Source organism: Geofilum sp. OHC36d9 (assembly GCF_052400685.1).
Taxonomy (GTDB): Bacteria; Bacteroidota; Bacteroidia; order Bacteroidales; family Marinilabiliaceae; genus CAZHHH01.
The window spans coordinates 511,679-530,878 of sequence record NZ_JBQTGJ010000001.1 but is presented as its reverse complement, the minus strand read 5'-3'; the positions used below and the strand labels follow the sequence as shown (position 1 = coordinate 530,878).

Here is a 19,200-nt window from a genome sequence, read left to right as displayed (position 1 = left end):
CTTTTATTGCTACAATGAAATTTTTGTTTTTATTCAAGCACCTTCACGAAAAATCGCAAACTATTTGAAGCTCAACAAGAAACAAAAATTTCAACGAAGCCAACAAACTCTTCAAAAAGAATAATAACGAGTCAAGACATTTACTTCTTAAGCCGAATCACATTTACGCTCAAAGGATCTAAAACGAGTTTCATCTGCCCTTTAGCAACTTTAACCGAAGATTTCACAGGAACAATCGCAAAAGGATTCGTCAAGGTATTCATCGTTTCTTTATCTCCTTTCAAAACAAGCATCGACGCATTGGTTCTTAACCTGCCATAACCATCAACAGACAAAGTTATCTCTTTAACCGAATCAGTAACATTTACTATTTTAACAATTACCTCATCCGTTTCTTCATCAATAGCACCAGTGGCATACAGTCCATTCTGACCAATAACTTTATCGGTCTTGTTTAAAAGAACAGGAACCACACTCGTTCCTTTATTGGTTGAAAAAATCTTCTGCACCTGATAATTCGCTGAACCCACCGATTTTAAATTGTCAAACCAAATCATGTCCGGAGTCCACTGCCATCCCTCTACGTGTGCAAATAATGGGGCATAGGAACACATATTAACCACGTCCGCATTACGTTCCAAACCGGTCATGAAAGCGGCTTCGGCAATCGCCATCTCCCAGGTATTTTTATTGTCAGGGCTTGCAATCCCGACACTTTGCGCCGCATATTCGCCGGCAAAAATCTTAGGACCATTCCGATCGTATGAATCATACCGGGTAGCATTATCCAAAAACCATTGCGCCGGTTTATAATAATGCTCATCAATCAATTCTGCGTTCAACTTTTTAAGCTCACGCATTCCAAAATCAAACTCTACCCCTTCGGGGAAAGGACCTGCCCCCGAAACAATAACGATCTCAGGATACTTTGCTTTAATTGCTTTTACAAATTCAGTATAACGTTCGATATACTGCGGCCCCCATTGCTCATTACCGATTCCGATATATTTCATATTGAAGGGCTCCGGACTTCCCATCTCAGCCCTTAACTTACCCCATTTACTATCCACCGGCCCGTTGGCAAATTCTATCAAATCGAGCGCATCCTGAATATAGGGGTCAAGCTCGTCCATAGCAACAACTTCGGCGGTATTAAACTGGCAAGCCATGCCACAGTTTAAAATGGGAAGGGGTTCTGCACCTAAATCACGCGACAAAAGGAAATATTCATAAAATCCGAGCCCAAATGACTGGAAATAATCGGGTGTCAAACGATGTGCAAATTCAGTATTCCATCGGTTAACGATCATTTTACGTTCTTCAACCGGTCCCACGGTCTTTTTCCATTGGTAACGCACATTTAAATCACGTCCTTCCACAATACAACCACCAGGAAATCTTAAAAATCCGGGTTTCATATCATATAACAGTTGAACCAAATCAGCTCGCAATCCGCCCGGGCGATTCTTCCAGGTATCAGAGGGAAACAATGAAATCATATCCAAATCAACGATGCCGGCGCCTTCAAAAACAATTCGGAAACTTCCTTTGGCATCGGTTTGCGAAGACTTTAATGTTGAATGATAAGTCTTCCAATCTTTTCCCGAAGGCGTAACAGAGCCAGAACCAATCACGTCCCCTTTGCTATTAAGAAGTTCCAATCTAAGGCTAATAGTTTCACCATCGGACTGCCGGGCCAAGACAGAAAAATTATAATCCAGCCCCGATTTCAGTCCCATACCTCGGAAACCATTATTTTTCAAGGCTACAGAAGCCTTGGGACTTTTAATCTTAACCTCAATATATCGAGGATTTTGCGACTCGCCCTCCATTCGGTTTTGAACCAAAACAGTTGCAGTCTCAAAACTAGCACCTTCGATTTCCCATCCCATCAAAGGCTTATAAAACTCAAAGGAACGATTCTTTATTAACTCAGCATACAGCCCCCCGTCTCCTGCAAAATTAATATCTTCATAAAACAACCCCCACATTGTTGGTTGAATAACTGCAATCGAGGAGTCCGGCTTTACCACCAAATGCTGCGACACAACATTTTGACAACCAAGCAACAAAAAAATCCCTAGCATTACATTTAACAGATTCGTCTTCATATCTTTAAAAATATATTAATATTACAAACAAGTAAAAACAGCTTCGTTGATAACGGTTCTAAACAAAAACCAGAAACCATTCAAAAGTATTAACCTTTTTAGCCACGGAGGTGGAAGGATGACGATATTAGGCGGACTTTTGAAGCCTATAAGGGGTAAGAATAATACTTCAAACGGCCAAACAACTACAAAGCAGACAGTTAAAAAAAATGTTAAAAAAGAAATTACCGCCGATGAACGCTTTTTTTTATATTTGGGAGATTTTTGGAGATAGGACAGGTACAATAGAGAGACTGCCTGACCTTTTATCGGCCCAATGATTTCGTGTGATAAATCAACTGTCTATTAAAATATTACCATAGTATGATTCAAGATTATTCAGAAGACTCCATTCAAACACTTGACTGGAAAGAGCACATTCGTCGACGCCCCGGGATGTACATCGGCAAACTAGGTGATGGCACTTATGCCGACGATGGTATTTATGTGCTTCTGAAAGAAGTGATGGACAATTCCATTGATGAGTATATGATGGGCTTTGGAAAGAAAATTGAAATTACACTAAACGAAGAAAAAATATCTGTACGCGACTATGGGCGAGGTATTCCTCTCGGTAAAGTAGTTGATGTTGTTTCTAAAATGAATACTGGCGCCAAATACGACAGTAAAGTATTTAAAAAATCGGTGGGATTGAATGGCGTTGGTGTTAAAGCAGTCAATGCATTATCAGAATTTTTCACCGTTCAGGCGTTCCGTGAAGGGGAAACCAAAAAAGTAGATTTTTCGCGTGGAGAACTAGTCACCGAGTACCCGGTAGAAAAAAATTCCGGTAAAAATGGAACGTTAATCGAATTTTATCCCGACCCTCAAATTTTTGAAACCTTCCACTACCGGGAAGAATACATCGAGGATCTGTTAAAGAATTACACTTACCTGAATGCGGGATTGGCCATTCATTTTAACGACAAAATATTTCAATCGAAAAACGGCTTACTGGATCTGCTGGATGAAAAGATGACCGAGACAGGCATCTATCCGATCATTCATTTAAAAGATGAAGAGCTGGAAATTGCAATCACCCATACCAGTCAATATGGTGAAGAATATTACACCTTTGTCAACGGACAGCACACAACACAGGGAGGAACCCATTTGATCGCCTTTCGGGAAGCATTGGTTAAAACCGTACGCGAATTCTACAATAAAAATTTTGATGTCGCCGACATTCGTCAAGGGGTAGTCGCAGCGGTAAGCATCAAAATAGAGGAACCCGTTTTTGAATCACAAACAAAAACCAAGCTGGGCTCAAAGGACATGGGACCCGGCGGTGCTTCGGTGCGCAACTACATTAATGATTTCGTAAAACAACACCTCGACAATTTTCTGCACCGTGACAGCGAAACGGCCGAAATACTGAACCGAAAGATTCTGGATTCAGAAAAAGAACGCAAGGCCATCTCAGGCATTCAAAAATTGGCCAAAGAACGGGCAAAAAAGGTAAGTCTTCATAACAAAAAACTGCGCGACTGCCGCATCCATTACAATTCAAACCATGAGCGAAAATCTGAATCGTCCATCTTCATAACCGAAGGGGATTCGGCCAGCGGCTCAATCACCAAGGCTCGCGATGTGGGCACTCAGGCCGTCTTTAGTCTTCGCGGTAAGCCTCTCAACACCTATGGATTAACCCGGAAAGTAGTCTACGAAAACGAAGAATTCAACCTCCTTCAGGCTGCACTAAATATCGAAGACGGACTGGACGCATTGCGTTATAACTACGTGATTATTGCGACCGATGCCGATGTTGACGGCATGCACATCCGATTGCTAATGATAACCTTCTTCCTTCAGTTTTTTCCCGAACTGGTTAAGAATGGTCATTTGTATATCCTACAAACACCTCTATTCAGAGTACGAAACAAAAAGGAAACCCGTTATTGTTACACAGAAGAAGAACGCGTAAACGCCATCAAAAAACTCGGAACCAATCCTGAGATTACGCGATTCAAAGGTTTAGGAGAGATCTCGCCCAATGAATTTGGCAATTTCATCAGCAAAGACATACGGCTCGATCAGGTGCGCATGCGAAAAGAAGATGCGGCAAAAGAACTGCTCGATTTCTACATGGGCAAGAACACCCCAAACCGACAAAATTTCATCATCGACAATCTGGTCGTGGATGAGGATATGTTGTAATCATCTGGAACTATAACAAAGAGAAAAACCGCCATGGACAACGATAATACTTTTGACGAAAACGAAGAAAAAAATCCTGAGGAAGGCTTTAACCCCGACAATTCTCCGGCCGACGATAACGCCGACGTCGCCAAAATATCTCCACTTAAAGGCATGTACCGCACCTGGTTCCTCGATTACGCCTCATACGTAATTTTGGAAAGAGCCGTTCCTCACATCAACGACGGGCTCAAACCGGTTCAACGCCGTATTCTTCACGCCATGCGGCGTATGGACGATGGTCGCTTCAATAAAGTAGCCAACATTATTGGCTTCACCATGCAGTTTCACCCTCATGGTGATGCATCCATCGGCGACGCCCTTGTACAACTGGGACAAAAAGAACTGCTCATTGACACCCAGGGAAACTGGGGTAACATCTTTACAGGCGATAGTTCAGCCGCGCCCCGATATATAGAGGCCCGACTGACCAAATTTGCTCATGAGGTCATCTTTAATCCGAAAACGACCCTATGGAAACCCACCTACGACGGCCGTAATAAAGAACCCATAACCCTACCTGTTAAATTCCCTTTGTTGCTGGCTCAGGGTGTCGAAGGAATTGCGGTTGGACTGGCCTCAAAAATTCTTCCGCACAACTTTAACGAACTGATTGACGCCTCCATTCACTATCTCAAAGACGAACCGTTTGAACTGTACCCCGACTTCCCGACGGGAGGCGTTGCTGATGTATCGAGATACAACGACGGAATTCGCGGCGGAGCCGTAAAAGTCAGAGCCAAGATCAGCAAACTGGATGCTAAAACACTAATCGTATCCGACATCCCATTTGGGAAGACCACTACAACACTGATTGAATCAATACTTAAAGCGGTTGAAAAAGGCAAAATTAAAATCAAAAAAATAGATGATAACACAGCTCTGAATGTGGAAATCATGATTCACTTGCCGGGCGGTACATCGCCCGACAAAACCATTGATGCGCTATATGCCTTCACCGACTGTGAAGTCTCCATCTCACCCAACTCATGCTTAATAAAAGAAAACAAACCTTGCTTTATTGGTGTTACCGAAATTCTTAAAACCAATACCGACAACACCGTCCACCTGCTCACTCGCGAACTGGAAATACGCAAGGATGAACTTGAAGAAGCATGGCATGCCTCTTCGTTGGAGCGTATATTCATCGAAAACAAAATATATCAACGCATTGAAGAGTGCGAGACTTTTGAAGCCATCATACAAACCATTGATCATGGCTTGAAACCCTTTACCAGTCAGTTACGCCGGGATGTAACCCGCGATGATATTATTAAGCTGACTGAAATAAAAATTAAAAGAATATCACGTTACGACGCCAATAAAGCGGATGAAATTCTCATTGCCCTCGAAGAAGAAATGGAGCAGGTAGAATATCACCTGCAAAACATTATACCTTATTCCATTGACTATTATAAAAGGCTGAAAAAACAATTTGGCAGCAAATTTCCCCGCAAAACAGAAATACGTAATCTAGAAAATATTGAGGCTTCCAAAGTGGTTGTTAAAAACGAAAAATTGTACATCAACCGCGAGGAAGGTTTTGTAGGAACCGCATTGCGTAAAGATGAATATGTGTGCGAATGCTCTGACATTGATGACATCATTATTTTCTACAAAGACGGCCGTTATGTCATCACCAAAGTGCAGGACAAAGCCTTTGTGGGAAATAACGTTATTCATTTGGCCATATTCAAGCGCAACGATAACAGAACCATCTATAATTTAGCGTATCGCGACGGGAAACATGGCGCCACCTACGTCAAACGATTTGCTGTAACCGGTATTACCCGCGATAAAGAATACAACGTTACAAAAGGAACCGACGGATCGGAAGTTCTGTACTTCAGCGCCAACCCAAATGGAGAAGCAGAAATAATTAAAGTCACTTTGCGTCCTCGCCCCCGCATCCGCAACCTCATCTTTGAATACAATATGGGCGATCTGGCCGTAAAAGGAAGAAATGCCCAGGGAAATATCCTCTCAAAAAATGAGGTTAACAAAATTGTTCTGAAACGAAAAGGAGAATCAACACTTGGCGGCCGCAAAATATGGTACGAACCCGAGGTATTAAGACTAAATGCTGACGGGCGGGGAACTTATCTCGGTGAGTTTCATAACGAGGACTCCATTATAGTCGTTACAAAAGACGGTCATTTTTACCAAACCAACTTCGACCTGAGTAATCATTACGAAGACAACATTCTTGTCATCGAAAAATTTCATTCCGAAACGGTGTGGTCAGCTGTATACTTCGACGCCGATCAAAACTATTACTATATAAAACGTTTTCAGGCTGAACCGGGCAACAAACCACAACGTTTCATCGGAGATCATCCAAAATCGAGACTGGTTCGCCTGACCAAAGTTGATTATCCCCGCCTGGAAATCAGATTTGGCGGCGACGATAAAAATCGTGAAAAAGAAATTGTAGAGGTTGCAGAGTTCATTAATGTAAAAGGTTTCAAGGCCAAAGGAAAAAGACTAACCACCTTCCAGGTTTCAAAAATAAATGAACTGGAACCCATCGTCAAACCGGAAGTCGTGCGCAATGAGACAACAGACGAAGAACCGCCGTCAACATCACATGACAACAACCAGGAAGAGGATGAAAACGATGGCCAAATGTCAATTTTCTAATTCAATTATACAACCTGACGGGTCTAAAACCGTCAGGCAATCACTTTTAAAGCCTTCGGCATGAAAATCCAACGGGTATTTCTAATTGGTTTTATGGGCAGCGGAAAATCAACAGTAGGTCAGCTATTGGCTAAAGAGACAGGATGGAAATTTCTGGATCTTGACCATTACATTGAAAATCAGCAAAACAAAACCATCGCGCAGATATTTAAGGCTCATGGAGAGCAGGAATTCCGCAAAAAAGAAAATGAAGCATTAAAAGAAATTATTCAACTGGAGAAAGTGATAATAGCAACCGGAGGCGGCACGCCATGTTACTATAACAACATGGATATCATGAATAAAAATGGATTGACAATATATCTGCAACTGTCGCCCGAAGAACTAAGGAAACGCTTACTCCCGGCCCGCGCTGCCAGACCGCTCATTGCCGGTAAATCGGATGCTGAGCTACTCACATTTATAAAAGAAAAGATCGCCGAACGTGAACCTTTCTACCAGAAAGCTCACGCCATTGCCGATGCAACCTCCACAGGAGCGACCGCCTATCTTCACATCATGAAATTATATACTGGTCAAATCCCTGAAAAAGAATCATAAAAAAAATTTGTTTTTATTTTAAAACTTTAGATATTCGCTCCTACCTAACAAAATAACAAATCGATATGAAGGGAGCTATAATTGGGGACATCATCGGGTCGGCATTTATTCATGAAAATCTGATATCAACAGACTTTCAACTTTTCAGGCCTACATCAGCTTTTACAGATGATACCGTTCTCACGATGGCAACGGCCGACTCAATCCTCAACGGCACCGATTATCAAAGCTCACTTGCCAGCTGGGTAAAAAAATACCCGAATGCCGGCTATCGGAAGAACTTTCTGAACTGGATCAGGGGAGAAAGTGACGAAACCTATATCAGTGATGGCGATGGTGCCGCACGACGAATAAGCCCCATCGGTTTTGCAGCACAAAACATTGAAGAAGCACTCCATGAAGCCGAAAAGTCAACGGTTCTCACACACAATATCCCCATAAGAGTTGAAGCCTCCAAGGCCGCGGCTGTTTCAATTTTCATGGCAAAAAGCGGCGCTACCCGTAAAGAGATTAAATCATTTATCTCAGTCCATTTTGGCTATGACCTGACGCTCAAAGCCGAGCACTGGAAACAAAAAATAGAAGAAGGCAACCATCTCAACACGCCGGTACCCGCAGCTTTATCGGCCTTTTTTGAGGCCTCCGACTTCGAAGAAGCCATTCGTATTGCCATCTATATTGGCGGCCCCTCAAACACCATCGCAAGTATAACAGGTGCTTTGGCTCAGGCCTACTTTCAACACATTCCCAAAGCATTTATCAAAAGGGCTTTAGCAAGGCTTACACCAGATATGGAAACCCTCATTGAGAACTTTGAGACAAAATACCTCCAAGCCAGCGAAGTATTCTGACCCTATTTCTCAAGGGCCAGACTCAAAACTTCCAAAATCGTTTCAACATAATGAAAGGTAAGACCTTCAATATAAAGATCTTTGATTTCATTGACATCCTTCAAATTTTCCTTAGACAAAATTATATCTTTAACGCCGGCCCGTTTAGCAGCCAGAATTTTTTCCTTAACACCACCAACCGGGAGCACTCTTCCGCGCAACGTTATTTCGCCGGTCATGGCCAAACGCGACTTCACCCTTCGCTGTGTAAATGCTGAGGCCATTGAGGTTACCATAGTAACTCCGGCTGAAGGGCCATCTTTGGGAATTGCCCCTTCCGGAACATGCACATGCACATTCTTTTCCTCAAAAACAGCAGCATCAATATCCAGAGCATCGGCATGCGACTTCAAATATTCGAGCGCCAGTACCGCCGACTCTTTCATGACGTCGCCCAGATTCCCTGTGAGAGTCAGGTTGCCCTTCCCCTTACTTAAGCTGGTCTCCACAAAAAGAATTTCACCACCAACAGAAGTCCAGGCTAAGCCGGTAACCACGCCAATATCGGCTCCCTTATCCCAGCTATCCTTACTAAATCGGGGCACGCCCAAAATGGTTTCCACATCCTGCTGATTCACAGTTTTCTTAACTGCCTCTCCCTTCGCTATTTTCAATGCTATTTTACGGAAAAAACGAGCCAACACCTTATCCAGCTGCCGAACGCCCGACTCACGGGTATAACCTTCAACAATTTGTGCCAATACTTTTTTACTCAACACCACCGTTCCCTTCTCCACACCATGCAACTCCATTTGTCGGGGAATCAAATGCCGACGGGCAATCTCAACTTTTTCATCCAGCACATAACCGCTCACTTCAATGAGTTCCATACGATCGAGCAATGGCGCCGATATATTATTAAGCGTATTTGCCGTCGCAATAAACATCACCTTCGACAAATCAAAATCCAGATCAAGATAATTATCGTGAAAGGTAGAATTCTGTTCCGGATCAAGCACTTCCAACAAGGCAGATGCCGGATCGCCCTGAAAACTATTACTTATTTTATCAATCTCATCGAGAATAAAAACCGGATTTGAGGAACCCGCCTTCTTAATATTGTGAATAATACGACCAGGCATGGCACCGATATACGTTTTACGATGGCCTCGAATTTCCGACTCATCGTGCAGTCCGCCCAATGACATTCTGACATACTTACGCTTTAAAGCCTCGGCTACTGATTTTCCCAAAGAAGTTTTACCAACACCGGGAGGGCCGTACAAACAGAGAATAGGAGACTTTAGATCACCTTTAAGCTTCAAAACAGCCAAATGCTCAAGGATGCGCTCCTTCACATTATCCAGACCGTAATGATCCTTGTCAAGAATGCGCTCAGCCCTTTTAAGGTCAAAATTATCTACCGTATATTCATTCCAGGGCAAATCAAGCATCATCTGCAAATAATTAAACTGCACCGAATACTCTGGCGATGTCATATTTAAACGACGTAACTTTTCAATTTCCTTTTGAAAAACGTCGCTAATTTCTTTGCCCCACTTCTTTTTCTGAGCGGCTTCTTCCAGCTCTGCCACCGCCTGCTCTACCGGATTACCTCCCAGCTCATCCTGTATCGTCTTCATTTGCTGATGCAAAAGATACTCACGCTGCTGCTGATCCATATCCTGTTTTACCTTCGACTGAATATCATTCTTAATCTCCAGTAACTGAACGGCCTTTACCAGATGCTCAACCAGCACCAGGCCACGATCTTTCAGGCTATCCATTTCCAGGATGCGCTGTTTCTCTTCCAGTTTAATCTCAGTATTGGCACCTATATAATTGATAAGAAAAAGAGCATTCTCAATATTTTTAAGTGCGAAAGCAGCTTCCGGCGGTAAATGAGTCGAGTTTTTTATGATCCGAAGCGATAAGTCTTTCAAAGAGCTAACGACAGCCTCAAACTCCCGCTTATCGTCGCCTTCAGGATAAACATCATCAAGCATCATGACTCTGGCCTTGAGGTAGGGTTCATCGGCCACTATCTCTTTCCACTCAAATCGCTTGCGTCCCTGAATAATCACCGTGGTAGAACCATCGGGCATTTCAAGCACTTTAAGGACCTTAGCCATGGTACCAACCCTGAAAAGATCATCGCCGCCCGGCTCATCTATATCAGCATTTTTCTGAGCCACAGCCCCCACATAACTTTTATTTTTCTGAACATCCCGAACCAGCTTCAGCGATTTCTCCCGACCTATGGAAACAGGTACAATCACCCCGGGAAATAAAACCATATTACGCAATGGCAACAATGGCAAATCCTCTTTAGAAATAGCTTCCTCTTCACCAGGCTGGAAACCCTCATCCTCCACAATAGGTATAAACTCAGCATTTGAGTCCATAAAATCACTTAAATCAATAGGATTGACAGATATCTTAATTTTTTCCATATCAAAATTTATCTGCTTCTGCCAAAATGACGCAAAAGCATCTGTTAAAAATCATCTCCACTACAAGTCAATAGCCGTGCCAAATTAGATGAATGAATTTAAAACAAAAAACCCCGGCTTATACCGGGGCTTCTGATAAAATATTGACGACAATCGTTTATTTTTTACGACTATCTAAATGTTTTTGATATCTGTTCCTAAACTTATCAACACGCCCTGCAGTATCAACCAATTTCATTTTACCGGTGTAAAAAGGGTGTGATGAGCTAGTGATTTCAAGTTTTACAACTGGATACTCTACACCGTCAACAACCTCTGTTTCACGCGTGTTAACGGTCGACCGGGTTATAAACACATCGTTATTTGACATATCTTTAAAAGCCACTAAACGATAGTTTTCCGGATGAATTCCCTGTTTCATTTTTCTATTTGTTAAAGTTTCCGAACTGAAACATCTGATGATAACTTAGCCCGATGCAATTCAATTCTAACTAATTTAATACAATCTATTTGACTCCAAAAACGGTCGACAAAGATATGTATTCACAATATAAAACCCAAACCTTTTAAAGGCATTTTTCAAAATAATTCTCAAAAAAAGGACAAAGGCCAATTGTCTGATTATGTCAGACAATTGGCAACTCTATGGATTTTTTACGACCACTGAACGCACACTATGCACACGAACAACAACCGTCTTTATATACAAATACTAATTACAAGCAACTTCAATAATCTCTACGATTCTTTGTCCCTGTATTTTGTATCTACCGGAATACTGCCTGCCCGTTGGGGCACGTCACGTTTTGCGGGATCAAAAACCATACGATAGGTAATATGTTTTTTGCCAAAGGTAGCGCCCATCGATTCATGGAGCGCCCTCATTTTAGGATTAAAATCGCCAACCCACGACAATTCCATTTCAGTGATATGCGGCCGTTTGGCCATCACATCACGCAAGTGCCAAAAAATGCCTGACTCAATTCCCAAACGCTGATATTGCGGCTTAACGCCCATAATTACCACCCGCGAACGCGTCATCTCTTTGGTCCATTTATAATACACAAAACGCAACTTGTTCCAAAGATTCATCTTCCCTTTAAAATGCTTAATAATTTGATTAATATCCGGAAACATCACAAAGAAAGCGATGGGTTCATCTTTATGATACGCATACCAAATCATCTCTTCATCCATAAACGACTTCGCATCATTAAGCGTATTATAAAGCACCTCGGCTTCCATAGGGGTGAAATTTTCATGAAAACGCCAGGCATCGTTATAAACCTCAATTAAATCATCAATAAATTTATCGGCCTCTTTAACAGAAAAATGCCTAAAAGAATAATCTTCACGACTGACCACCCGACCGGCAATTTTCCAAAAACGCTCCGGAAAGGGCTTTTGTAAATCAAGAATATTGGTAACCTGCTCAAAATAATTTCTAAAGCCATACGACTCAAAAAACGCCACATAATAAGGAGGATTATACTGCATTCCAAATGCCGGTTGAGAAAAACCTTCAACCAAAAGGCCCCAGAAATTATCGTTTTCACCAAAATTTATGGGACCATCCATTGCTTCCATGCCACGCTCCGCGAGCCAATCCCTGGCCGCATCAAATAACATATAGGCAGCCTCTCTATTATTAATACATTCAAAGAAGCCCATTCCTCCTGTTGGCTGGACAAAACCAGTCGCTTTTTTCTCATTAATAAAAGCAGCCACCCGACCTATAGCGCCACCATTATCGTCAACCAACACAAAACGAATGGCTTCGCCATGACTAAAAAATTTATTTTTTTGAGGATTAAAAACCTCTTCAATCTGAACATCCAGCGGACGTACATAATTATTATCTCCCTTGTAAACAACCTTCACCACATCAAGAAACATGGCTGTAGTTGACTTATCAATTACTGGTAATATTTTCATTGGTATAATTTTTTCAATTACTTAGTAAACAGACAAAAAAAACTATTTTGTGCTTGCAAAAAAAGTCCTACTTCTGCTTTATTCTTATCTTTTAAATAATCAGTTACCACCTCAAACTCACATTATCCGGACTTCTCAAACTTCAAAAATGGAACTTCTATATCTGCCACAAAAATTTTAAAGAAGTACTATTCTCAAAGCTTTCAAATACTGTTAAAACAGCAATCATTGCATTCCCCCTTCAAAAACAAACTTCAAATATGCTAAAGAAAACAAAAATTACTCTTGACGAAAACTATTCAGCCGCTTCAAATTCAAATAAAATTCCTTGACCAGCCTCCTTAAGCACCCTATCATCGCTCCCAGCACATTCTTTTGCAAAATCAGCTATCGAAGGTCGAAGTTCCGCGTCGTAACGGCCAGCCATTTTTAAACAGTGCGAAACAGGATGCACCAGCTTCGCTTCGTTGGTAAGCGCTTCCAAGGCAGATAAATTTTGCTTCACCCAGGGAGTTAACTCTTTACCCACAAACCGAAACTGCCACCCAATACTCATTAAAGCGGCATATCGAACATATAATTGAGGATGCAACAACCACGACTCAATAATCTCCTTCGACCCGGCACGTCGCCCCAATAGATTAAAGGCCATTTGTTCGGCCATCTCTATGTTGGTAATACCATCGGCCCACTCCGCAAGCAAGGCATCAGATAATTCATCGCGTTTTGCCAGCATGGTTGCCAAAATACGTGTTTCACGGAACGCCAAATTCCACAAACGATCGGCTAACCCGTTGGACGGCTGAAACTCCTGCGATAACTTTCGCAAATGGATTAAGGATACCCCATACATCTTAGGATAATCTAATCCACTGTCACGCAACTGCTGAGCAACTTCACCATTCATTAATAGACGGATTCGTGAGCGAATATGCTTCACCTGCCTGTCTAAATCTTCGTCAAAGGTAAAAAATTTCATTTGATTAAAATTATCTATTATTTTTCCTGACACCTTGTTTAAAGGCACTAATTATTTGATTAAAAACAAATCACCATCCACCCGTTTTTCGGATAAAACAAAAAACCCGATTCCTCATAAAAAAAAGAACACGCCATTTTGATTCTGGTGTTGCAAAATTAAAAGAAAAAACTTTATATTTGTACCGCTTTAAAAATGGTGATTGTAGCTCAGTTGGCAGAGCGCCAGATTGTGGTTCTGGAAGTCGCCGGTTCGAACCCGGTCTTTCACCCTTCAGCCCGACATTTTTTATTAAAAATGTCGGGCTTTTTTTGTGTTCAAAAGTCTCACAATCAACCCAACCCCATTAAAATAAAATTAGTAACTTTGCGGCCTGATTTTCAACCTGAAAAAACAAACAAAATTATGGTAACACCTGAGCAGATAAAAGACTTGAGTGGACGCGAGCTGGCGTTAAGGAGGTATCTTTGACATCGATCGTAAAACTGTAGAAATAGAAGAAGAAGAAATAAGAACACAGGCGCCTGATTTTTGGAATGATGCCAAAAAAGCAGAAGCCCACATGAAAAAGCTAAAAGACCTGAAAGCATGGGTCAACGGTTACAACGAAATAAAAACGTTGATTGACGACCTTCTGGTTCTAAACGATTTTTATAAAGAAGGCGAAGCGGAAGAAACGGACATCGATGCGGCCTATAAAAAAGCTTTTTCCAAAACCGAAGAGCTGGAATTACGCAACATGCTCCAGAAAGAAGAAGATAGAATGGGAGCCATTCTGAAAATCAATGCCGGGGCCGGCGGCACCGAAAGTCAGGACTGGGCTCAAATGCTCATGCGCATGTATATGCGCTGGGGCGAACAAAACAAATTCAAAGTCAGCGTCCAACACATCCTGGATGGCGAAGAAGCCGGTATTAAAACTGTTACATTACAATTTGAAGGCGACTATGCCTATGGCTACCTTAAAGGCGAAAACGGCGTTCACCGACTGGTAAGGCTATCCCCTTTCAACTCGGCCAATAAACGAATGACTTCATTCACCTCGGTATATGTTATCCCCCTCATAGATGATAGTATCGAAATAGAAATTAACCCAGCCGACATCACCTGGGAAACATTTCGTTCAAGCGGTGCCGGCGGACAAAATGTTAATAAGGTAGAAACAGGCGTTCGCTTACGGCATGCACCAACAGGTATCGTCATTGAAAACACCGAATCGCGCTCGCAGGGCGGAAACAAAGAAAATGCTTTGCGTAACCTAAAATCACAACTCTACGAAATAGAGCTACGTAAACGCCTCGAAGAACAAAACAAAATTGAATCCCAAAAGAAAAAAATAGAATGGGGATCCCAAATCAGATCGTATGTTCTTCAACCTTATAAACTGGTAAAAGACGTTCGTACCGGCCATGAGACAAGCAATATACAAGCGGTGTTAGACGGCGAAATAGATGGATTCATAAAAGCTTACCTGATGCAATATGGCGCCGATGACATATTCGATAAAAAATAAAAAAAAATGATACAGATACTTCATAATCCACGCTGCAGTAAAAGTCGCTCGGTTCTTAAATTTCTGAACGAGAAAGGCCTCGAAGTAGAAGAAATCCGCTATCTCGATCAACCGCTGTCCGCCAATGAGATTCGAAATATTTTAAAAAAATTAAATATCAAACCACTCGATTGGGTACGAAAAAATGAAGAACTGTTCAAAACTCAATTCAAAGGCAAACAATTAAACGACGATGAATGGATTGACATTTTAGCGAACAATCCTAAACTCATTGAACGGCCTGTTGTTATTAATGGCAATAAAGCTGTCATTGGCCGACCGCTGGAGAAAATTCTGGACATCATCTGAGAAGCAGACTAACATCATGCAAATTCATTCATCTTTAAATAATTATTCAGGTCCGTCGCCGGTAATAACAATGGGGACCTTTGACGGCGTACACCCCGGACACAAGGCCCTTCTCGAAAAGGTGAAAGAACTTGCTGTTGCCGAAAACACCGAATCACTGGTCATCACATTCTGGCCACACCCACGACAAGTGTTACTTCAGGATGCAGAAAGGCTGCGACTGCTAACAACTTTGGAGGAAAAAACAAAACTAATTAGCGAAACAGGCATCGATCATCTGATGATCCTCCCGTTTACAGCCGAATTAGCGGCCTACACAGCACAAAGCTTCACCGAAGAAATTCTGGTAAAAAAACTTCATGTGAAGCATCTGGTTACCGGCTTCAATCATAAATTTGGAAAGGGAGGGATTACTTTTAACGAATTGACAGAGCTGTCGCACAAACACAATTTCCAACTCACACAGTTTCGTCACGTAGATGTCAATGGCGACCATCCAAGTTCAACCAAAATACGACAACTTCTGTTAGAAGGTAACATCGGAGGAGCCAACCACTTGCTGGGCTATCCGTACGCCATCTCAGGAACCGTTGTTGGCGGACAACGACTTGGGCGAACCATAGCCTACCCCACAGCCAACGTGATGCTTCAGGAACGAAGCAAACTGGTGCCACCGGATGGGGTGTATGCCTGCCGCGTAAAAGTCATCGGGAAACTATTTAACGGCATGGTGAACATAGGTGTCAGGCCAACGGTAAACCACCAAATGGACCATCGCTCAATTGAAGTTCACATACTGGACTTTAACCGGGATATTTACTCGGAAGAAATTGTGGTTTACTTTGAAAAACGCATCCGTGACGAAATGAAATTTTCCGGCATTGAAGCGCTAAAAGAACAACTTCAAAAAGATGAAATAATAATAAGACAAGTACTAATCAAAAGAAAATAAGAACACTATGAGCACACAAACCTACAAAGTAAAAGACCTGAGTCTGGCTGAATTCGGACGAAAAGAAATAGAAATCGCCGAAAAAGAAATGCCCGGTCTCATGGCTTTACGTGAAAAATACGGCGATAAAAAGCCGTTAAAAGGGGCTAACATAATGGGCTCACTACATATGACCATTCAAACCGCCGTATTAATTGAAACCCTTGTTGAACTTGGCGCCAATGTTCGTTGGGCCAGCTGTAACATATACTCAACTCAGGACCACGCTGCCGCTGCCATTGCCCAAAGCGGCGTGCCGGTATTTGCCTGGAAAGGTGAAACATTGGAAGAATACTGGTGGTGTACCGAACAGGCGCTGAATTTTGGCGATGGCGTTGGCCCCGATCTTATTGTTGATGATGGTGGCGATGCCACATTAATGATCCACAAAGGCGTTGAAATTGAAAAAGATCCCAGCCTGCTAAAACAAGACTACAGCAATGAAGGAGAAGACTACCAGGAACTAATGAAACTTCTGGATCAATTACATACTGCCGGCAGTCAACGATGGACAAAAGCAGCCTCAAAAATCCGTGGCGTCAGCGAAGAAACCACCACAGGTGTTCACAGGCTTTACCAAATGATGGAAAAAGGAGAACTTCTGTTCCCTGCCATCAATGTTAACGACTCGGTAACAAAATCAAAATTCGACAATCTATATGGCTGTCGCGAAAGTCTGGCTGACGGCATAAAAAGAGGCACTGATGTCATGGTGGCAGGTAAAACAGTTGTTGTATGCGGCTATGGCGATGTTGGTAAAGGTTGTGCGCAAAGCATGCGAGGTTTTGGAGCACGCGTACTTATTACTGAGATAGACCCTATTTGTGCGCTACAGGCCGCCATGGAAGGCTACGAAGTAACAACGATTGAAGACACCTTAAACCGCGCTGACATATTTGTCACCACCACTGGGAACCGCGACGTCATCACCGTTGACCATATGGCTAATATGAAAGACACCGCCATTGTCTGTAACATCGGCCATTTCGATAATGAAATTCAAGTTGAAAAACTGGTAAAATATCCCGGCATAAAAGAAATCAACATTAAACCGCAAGTCGATAAATTCCTGTTTCCTGACGGACACAGCATCACCCTGCTTTCACGCGGACGATTGGTTAATCTGGGAAATGCCACAGGTCACCCCAGTTTTGTGATGAGTAACTCATTTACCAACCAAACGCTGGCCCAACTTGAACTTTGGAAAAATGATTACAAACTGGGTGTTTACACGCTACCCAAACATCTGGACGAAGAAGTGGCTCGTCTTCACTTAGACAAACTCGGTGTCAAATTAACTAAATTAACCGCTGAGCAAGCCCAATATATAGGTGTTAACCCCAACGGACCATTTAAATCTGATCTTTACAGATATTAAAAATACATCACAACAATCCCGCTAACCAAGAGTGATACTTGCTCTCAGGTAGCGGGATTGTTAATAATATACGCTCCAGCTATTTTTGACTAAAAAAAGTCATAGCTAGCTGCTATAAAAGCAAAGGCAGACATTATCAATTAGAAATAATAAGATATTTTCCCTCTCTACGACTTGTATAAGTCTTCAACGAATAGGTTGCAGGCCCCTCCAAAACACCACCCTCCGATGTTCCCAGAAGAAACTGAGAACCACAGGTAGAACAAACTGCAGCTGAACGACTCTCGTCGAGATCAACCACGCCGCCTGAATCACCATCATATGGACAGTATCTCTCATAAACATAATAAGAATCCAGTGTATTCTGATAAACAATGACTCCTGCCACCCCGGCCTTCTGCCTGCCATCGGAATTAAAAATAAACATCTGCTTATTAAACTGAGGCAAGGTCAGGTCAACATAAACTTCAAAATGCACATTTGGCACCGGCATCTCCGATTTATCGCACGCCAGAACCAATACCAACAGTATAAACACCCCCATCAACCGACGCAAAAAACGTTGCTCCATAAACTTCAATCTACAATAAGTGAATAACATCAAATAAACAGACAAATACGCACAAATAAAAAAATACAGTCAGTTTATTTGGTAAATTGTTTTGTTACGGCTAATTTAGCTACTAATTATTTATCTCACTATGGGCGATTCATTCGGCGACATATTTTACATTATCGCGATGGTTGGAGCCTTGGTTTTCAGCATCATAAGAAAAACCAGGGGGACCAAACAGGACGGTACGTCCGTACCCCAAAGTGAATATACAGAGGTGCCTCAGGAGGCATTTCCGACTTTAAGTGATTGGTTTGACACGCCGGAGCCATCGCCTGAAGAGGTAAAAGAAGAAAAACCAATCACTATACCAACATCAAGCATGCAACCGGAAGTCATGCGTCCCCCTAAGATGGTGTATAACAGTTCCGGATATCAACGCATAAAAAGCAGAGACAACCGAAAAAGACCCGAGCGGGTTTCGAGGATATCGTCGAAGATTGTCTCAAAAAACTTAGTAAAAGAGGATGACGACAGTCAAACGATCGCCTCAACAGGGTTTGACGATGAACCCATCGATCTGAGAAAAGCGATAGTTTATACTGAAATTCTAAAACGGCCTGTTTTTTAGAAT

The 19,200-nt window shown here is 42.2% G+C and carries 15 protein-coding genes and 1 tRNA gene; 10 read left to right on the top strand and 6 right to left on the bottom strand.

Going from position 1 to position 19,200, the window contains the following annotated elements:
• Nucleotides 1-140: 140 nt before the first annotated feature.
• A complete protein-coding gene (locus ACT3CD_RS01890) occupies nt 141-2,111 on the bottom strand; it encodes an alpha-L-arabinofuranosidase C-terminal domain-containing protein (protein WP_444642394.1) in 1,971 nt (656 codons plus the stop codon).
• 363 nt (nt 2,112-2,474) lie between these two features.
• Between ACT3CD_RS01890 and ACT3CD_RS01885 the strand changes: the two genes are divergently transcribed.
• From ACT3CD_RS01885 to ACT3CD_RS01870, 4 genes are all read left to right on the top strand, one after another.
• Complete coding sequence (locus ACT3CD_RS01885; protein WP_444642392.1) at nt 2,475-4,307, top strand: DNA topoisomerase IV subunit B; 1,833 nt, start codon at nt 2,475-2,477, stop codon at nt 4,305-4,307.
• Between the two features lie 33 nt (nt 4,308-4,340).
• On the top strand, nt 4,341-6,986 hold the full coding sequence (locus ACT3CD_RS01880) for a DNA gyrase/topoisomerase IV subunit A (protein WP_444642390.1): 2,646 nt from the start codon (nt 4,341-4,343) through the stop codon (nt 6,984-6,986).
• 60 nt (nt 6,987-7,046) lie between these two features.
• The gene (locus tag ACT3CD_RS01875; protein ID WP_444642388.1) at nt 7,047-7,586 is read left to right on the top strand and encodes a shikimate kinase; all 540 of its coding nucleotides are present in this window, start codon (nt 7,047-7,049) and stop codon (nt 7,584-7,586) included.
• A gap of 65 nt (nt 7,587-7,651) precedes the next feature.
• Nucleotides 7,652-8,437, top strand: a complete 786-nt coding sequence (locus tag ACT3CD_RS01870; protein WP_444642386.1) for an ADP-ribosylglycohydrolase family protein — start codon at nt 7,652-7,654, stop codon at nt 8,435-8,437.
• A 2-nt stretch (nt 8,438-8,439) separates the two neighbouring features.
• On the opposite strand, the gene lon is transcribed toward ACT3CD_RS01870, so the two are convergent.
• From lon to ACT3CD_RS01850, 4 genes are all read right to left on the bottom strand, one after another.
• Entirely contained in the window at nt 8,440-10,869 is a 2,430-nt protein-coding gene (gene lon, locus ACT3CD_RS01865) for an endopeptidase La (RefSeq protein ID WP_444642384.1), read from the bottom strand.
• A 157-nt stretch (nt 10,870-11,026) separates the two neighbouring features.
• Complete coding sequence (locus ACT3CD_RS01860) at nt 11,027-11,290, bottom strand: type B 50S ribosomal protein L31 (RefSeq protein ID WP_444642382.1); 264 nt, start codon at nt 11,288-11,290, stop codon at nt 11,027-11,029.
• Between the two features lie 317 nt (nt 11,291-11,607).
• The gene (locus ACT3CD_RS01855) at nt 11,608-12,804 is read right to left on the bottom strand and encodes a GNAT family N-acetyltransferase (protein WP_444642380.1); all 1,197 of its coding nucleotides are present in this window, start codon (nt 12,802-12,804) and stop codon (nt 11,608-11,610) included.
• Between the two features lie 295 nt (nt 12,805-13,099).
• Complete coding sequence (locus ACT3CD_RS01850; RefSeq protein ID WP_444642378.1) at nt 13,100-13,783, bottom strand: DNA alkylation repair protein; 684 nt, start codon at nt 13,781-13,783, stop codon at nt 13,100-13,102.
• A gap of 197 nt (nt 13,784-13,980) precedes the next feature.
• Between ACT3CD_RS01850 and ACT3CD_RS01845 the strand changes: the two genes are divergently transcribed.
• From ACT3CD_RS01845 to ahcY, 5 genes are all read left to right on the top strand, one after another.
• Nucleotides 13,981-14,055 (top strand) — tRNA-His (locus ACT3CD_RS01845).
• 133 nt (nt 14,056-14,188) lie between these two features.
• Nucleotides 14,189-15,296 (top strand): peptide chain release factor 2 gene (gene prfB, locus ACT3CD_RS01840; protein ID WP_444642376.1). Its coding sequence is split into 2 segments (ribosomal slippage): nt 14,189-14,251 and nt 14,253-15,296, totalling 1,107 coding nucleotides; the frame shifts between segments, so codons are not numbered across the junction.
• A gap of 6 nt (nt 15,297-15,302) precedes the next feature.
• The gene (gene arsC / locus ACT3CD_RS01835) at nt 15,303-15,644 is read left to right on the top strand and encodes an arsenate reductase (glutaredoxin) (RefSeq protein ID WP_444642374.1); all 342 of its coding nucleotides are present in this window, start codon (nt 15,303-15,305) and stop codon (nt 15,642-15,644) included.
• Nucleotides 15,589-16,596 carry a bifunctional riboflavin kinase/FAD synthetase gene (locus ACT3CD_RS01830; protein ID WP_444642372.1) on the top strand — a complete coding sequence of 336 codons (1,008 nt, stop codon included), beginning with the start codon at nt 15,589-15,591 and terminating at the stop codon, nt 16,594-16,596. Before arsC ends, ACT3CD_RS01830 begins: the two co-directional genes overlap by 56 nt.
• A gap of 7 nt (nt 16,597-16,603) precedes the next feature.
• Nucleotides 16,604-18,013 carry an adenosylhomocysteinase gene (ahcY, locus tag ACT3CD_RS01825; RefSeq protein WP_444642370.1) on the top strand — a complete coding sequence of 470 codons (1,410 nt, stop codon included), beginning with the start codon at nt 16,604-16,606 and terminating at the stop codon, nt 18,011-18,013.
• Nucleotides 18,014-18,149: 136 nt separating this feature from the next.
• On the opposite strand, the gene ACT3CD_RS01820 is transcribed toward ahcY, so the two are convergent.
• The gene (locus ACT3CD_RS01820) at nt 18,150-18,584 is read right to left on the bottom strand and encodes a Rieske (2Fe-2S) protein (protein WP_444642368.1); all 435 of its coding nucleotides are present in this window, start codon (nt 18,582-18,584) and stop codon (nt 18,150-18,152) included.
• Nucleotides 18,585-18,714: 130 nt separating this feature from the next.
• Here ACT3CD_RS01820 and ACT3CD_RS01815 point away from each other — a divergent pair, with 130 nt between their 5' ends.
• Complete coding sequence (locus ACT3CD_RS01815) at nt 18,715-19,197, top strand: hypothetical protein (RefSeq protein ID WP_444642366.1); 483 nt, start codon at nt 18,715-18,717, stop codon at nt 19,195-19,197.
• Nucleotides 19,198-19,200 lie beyond the last annotated feature (3 nt).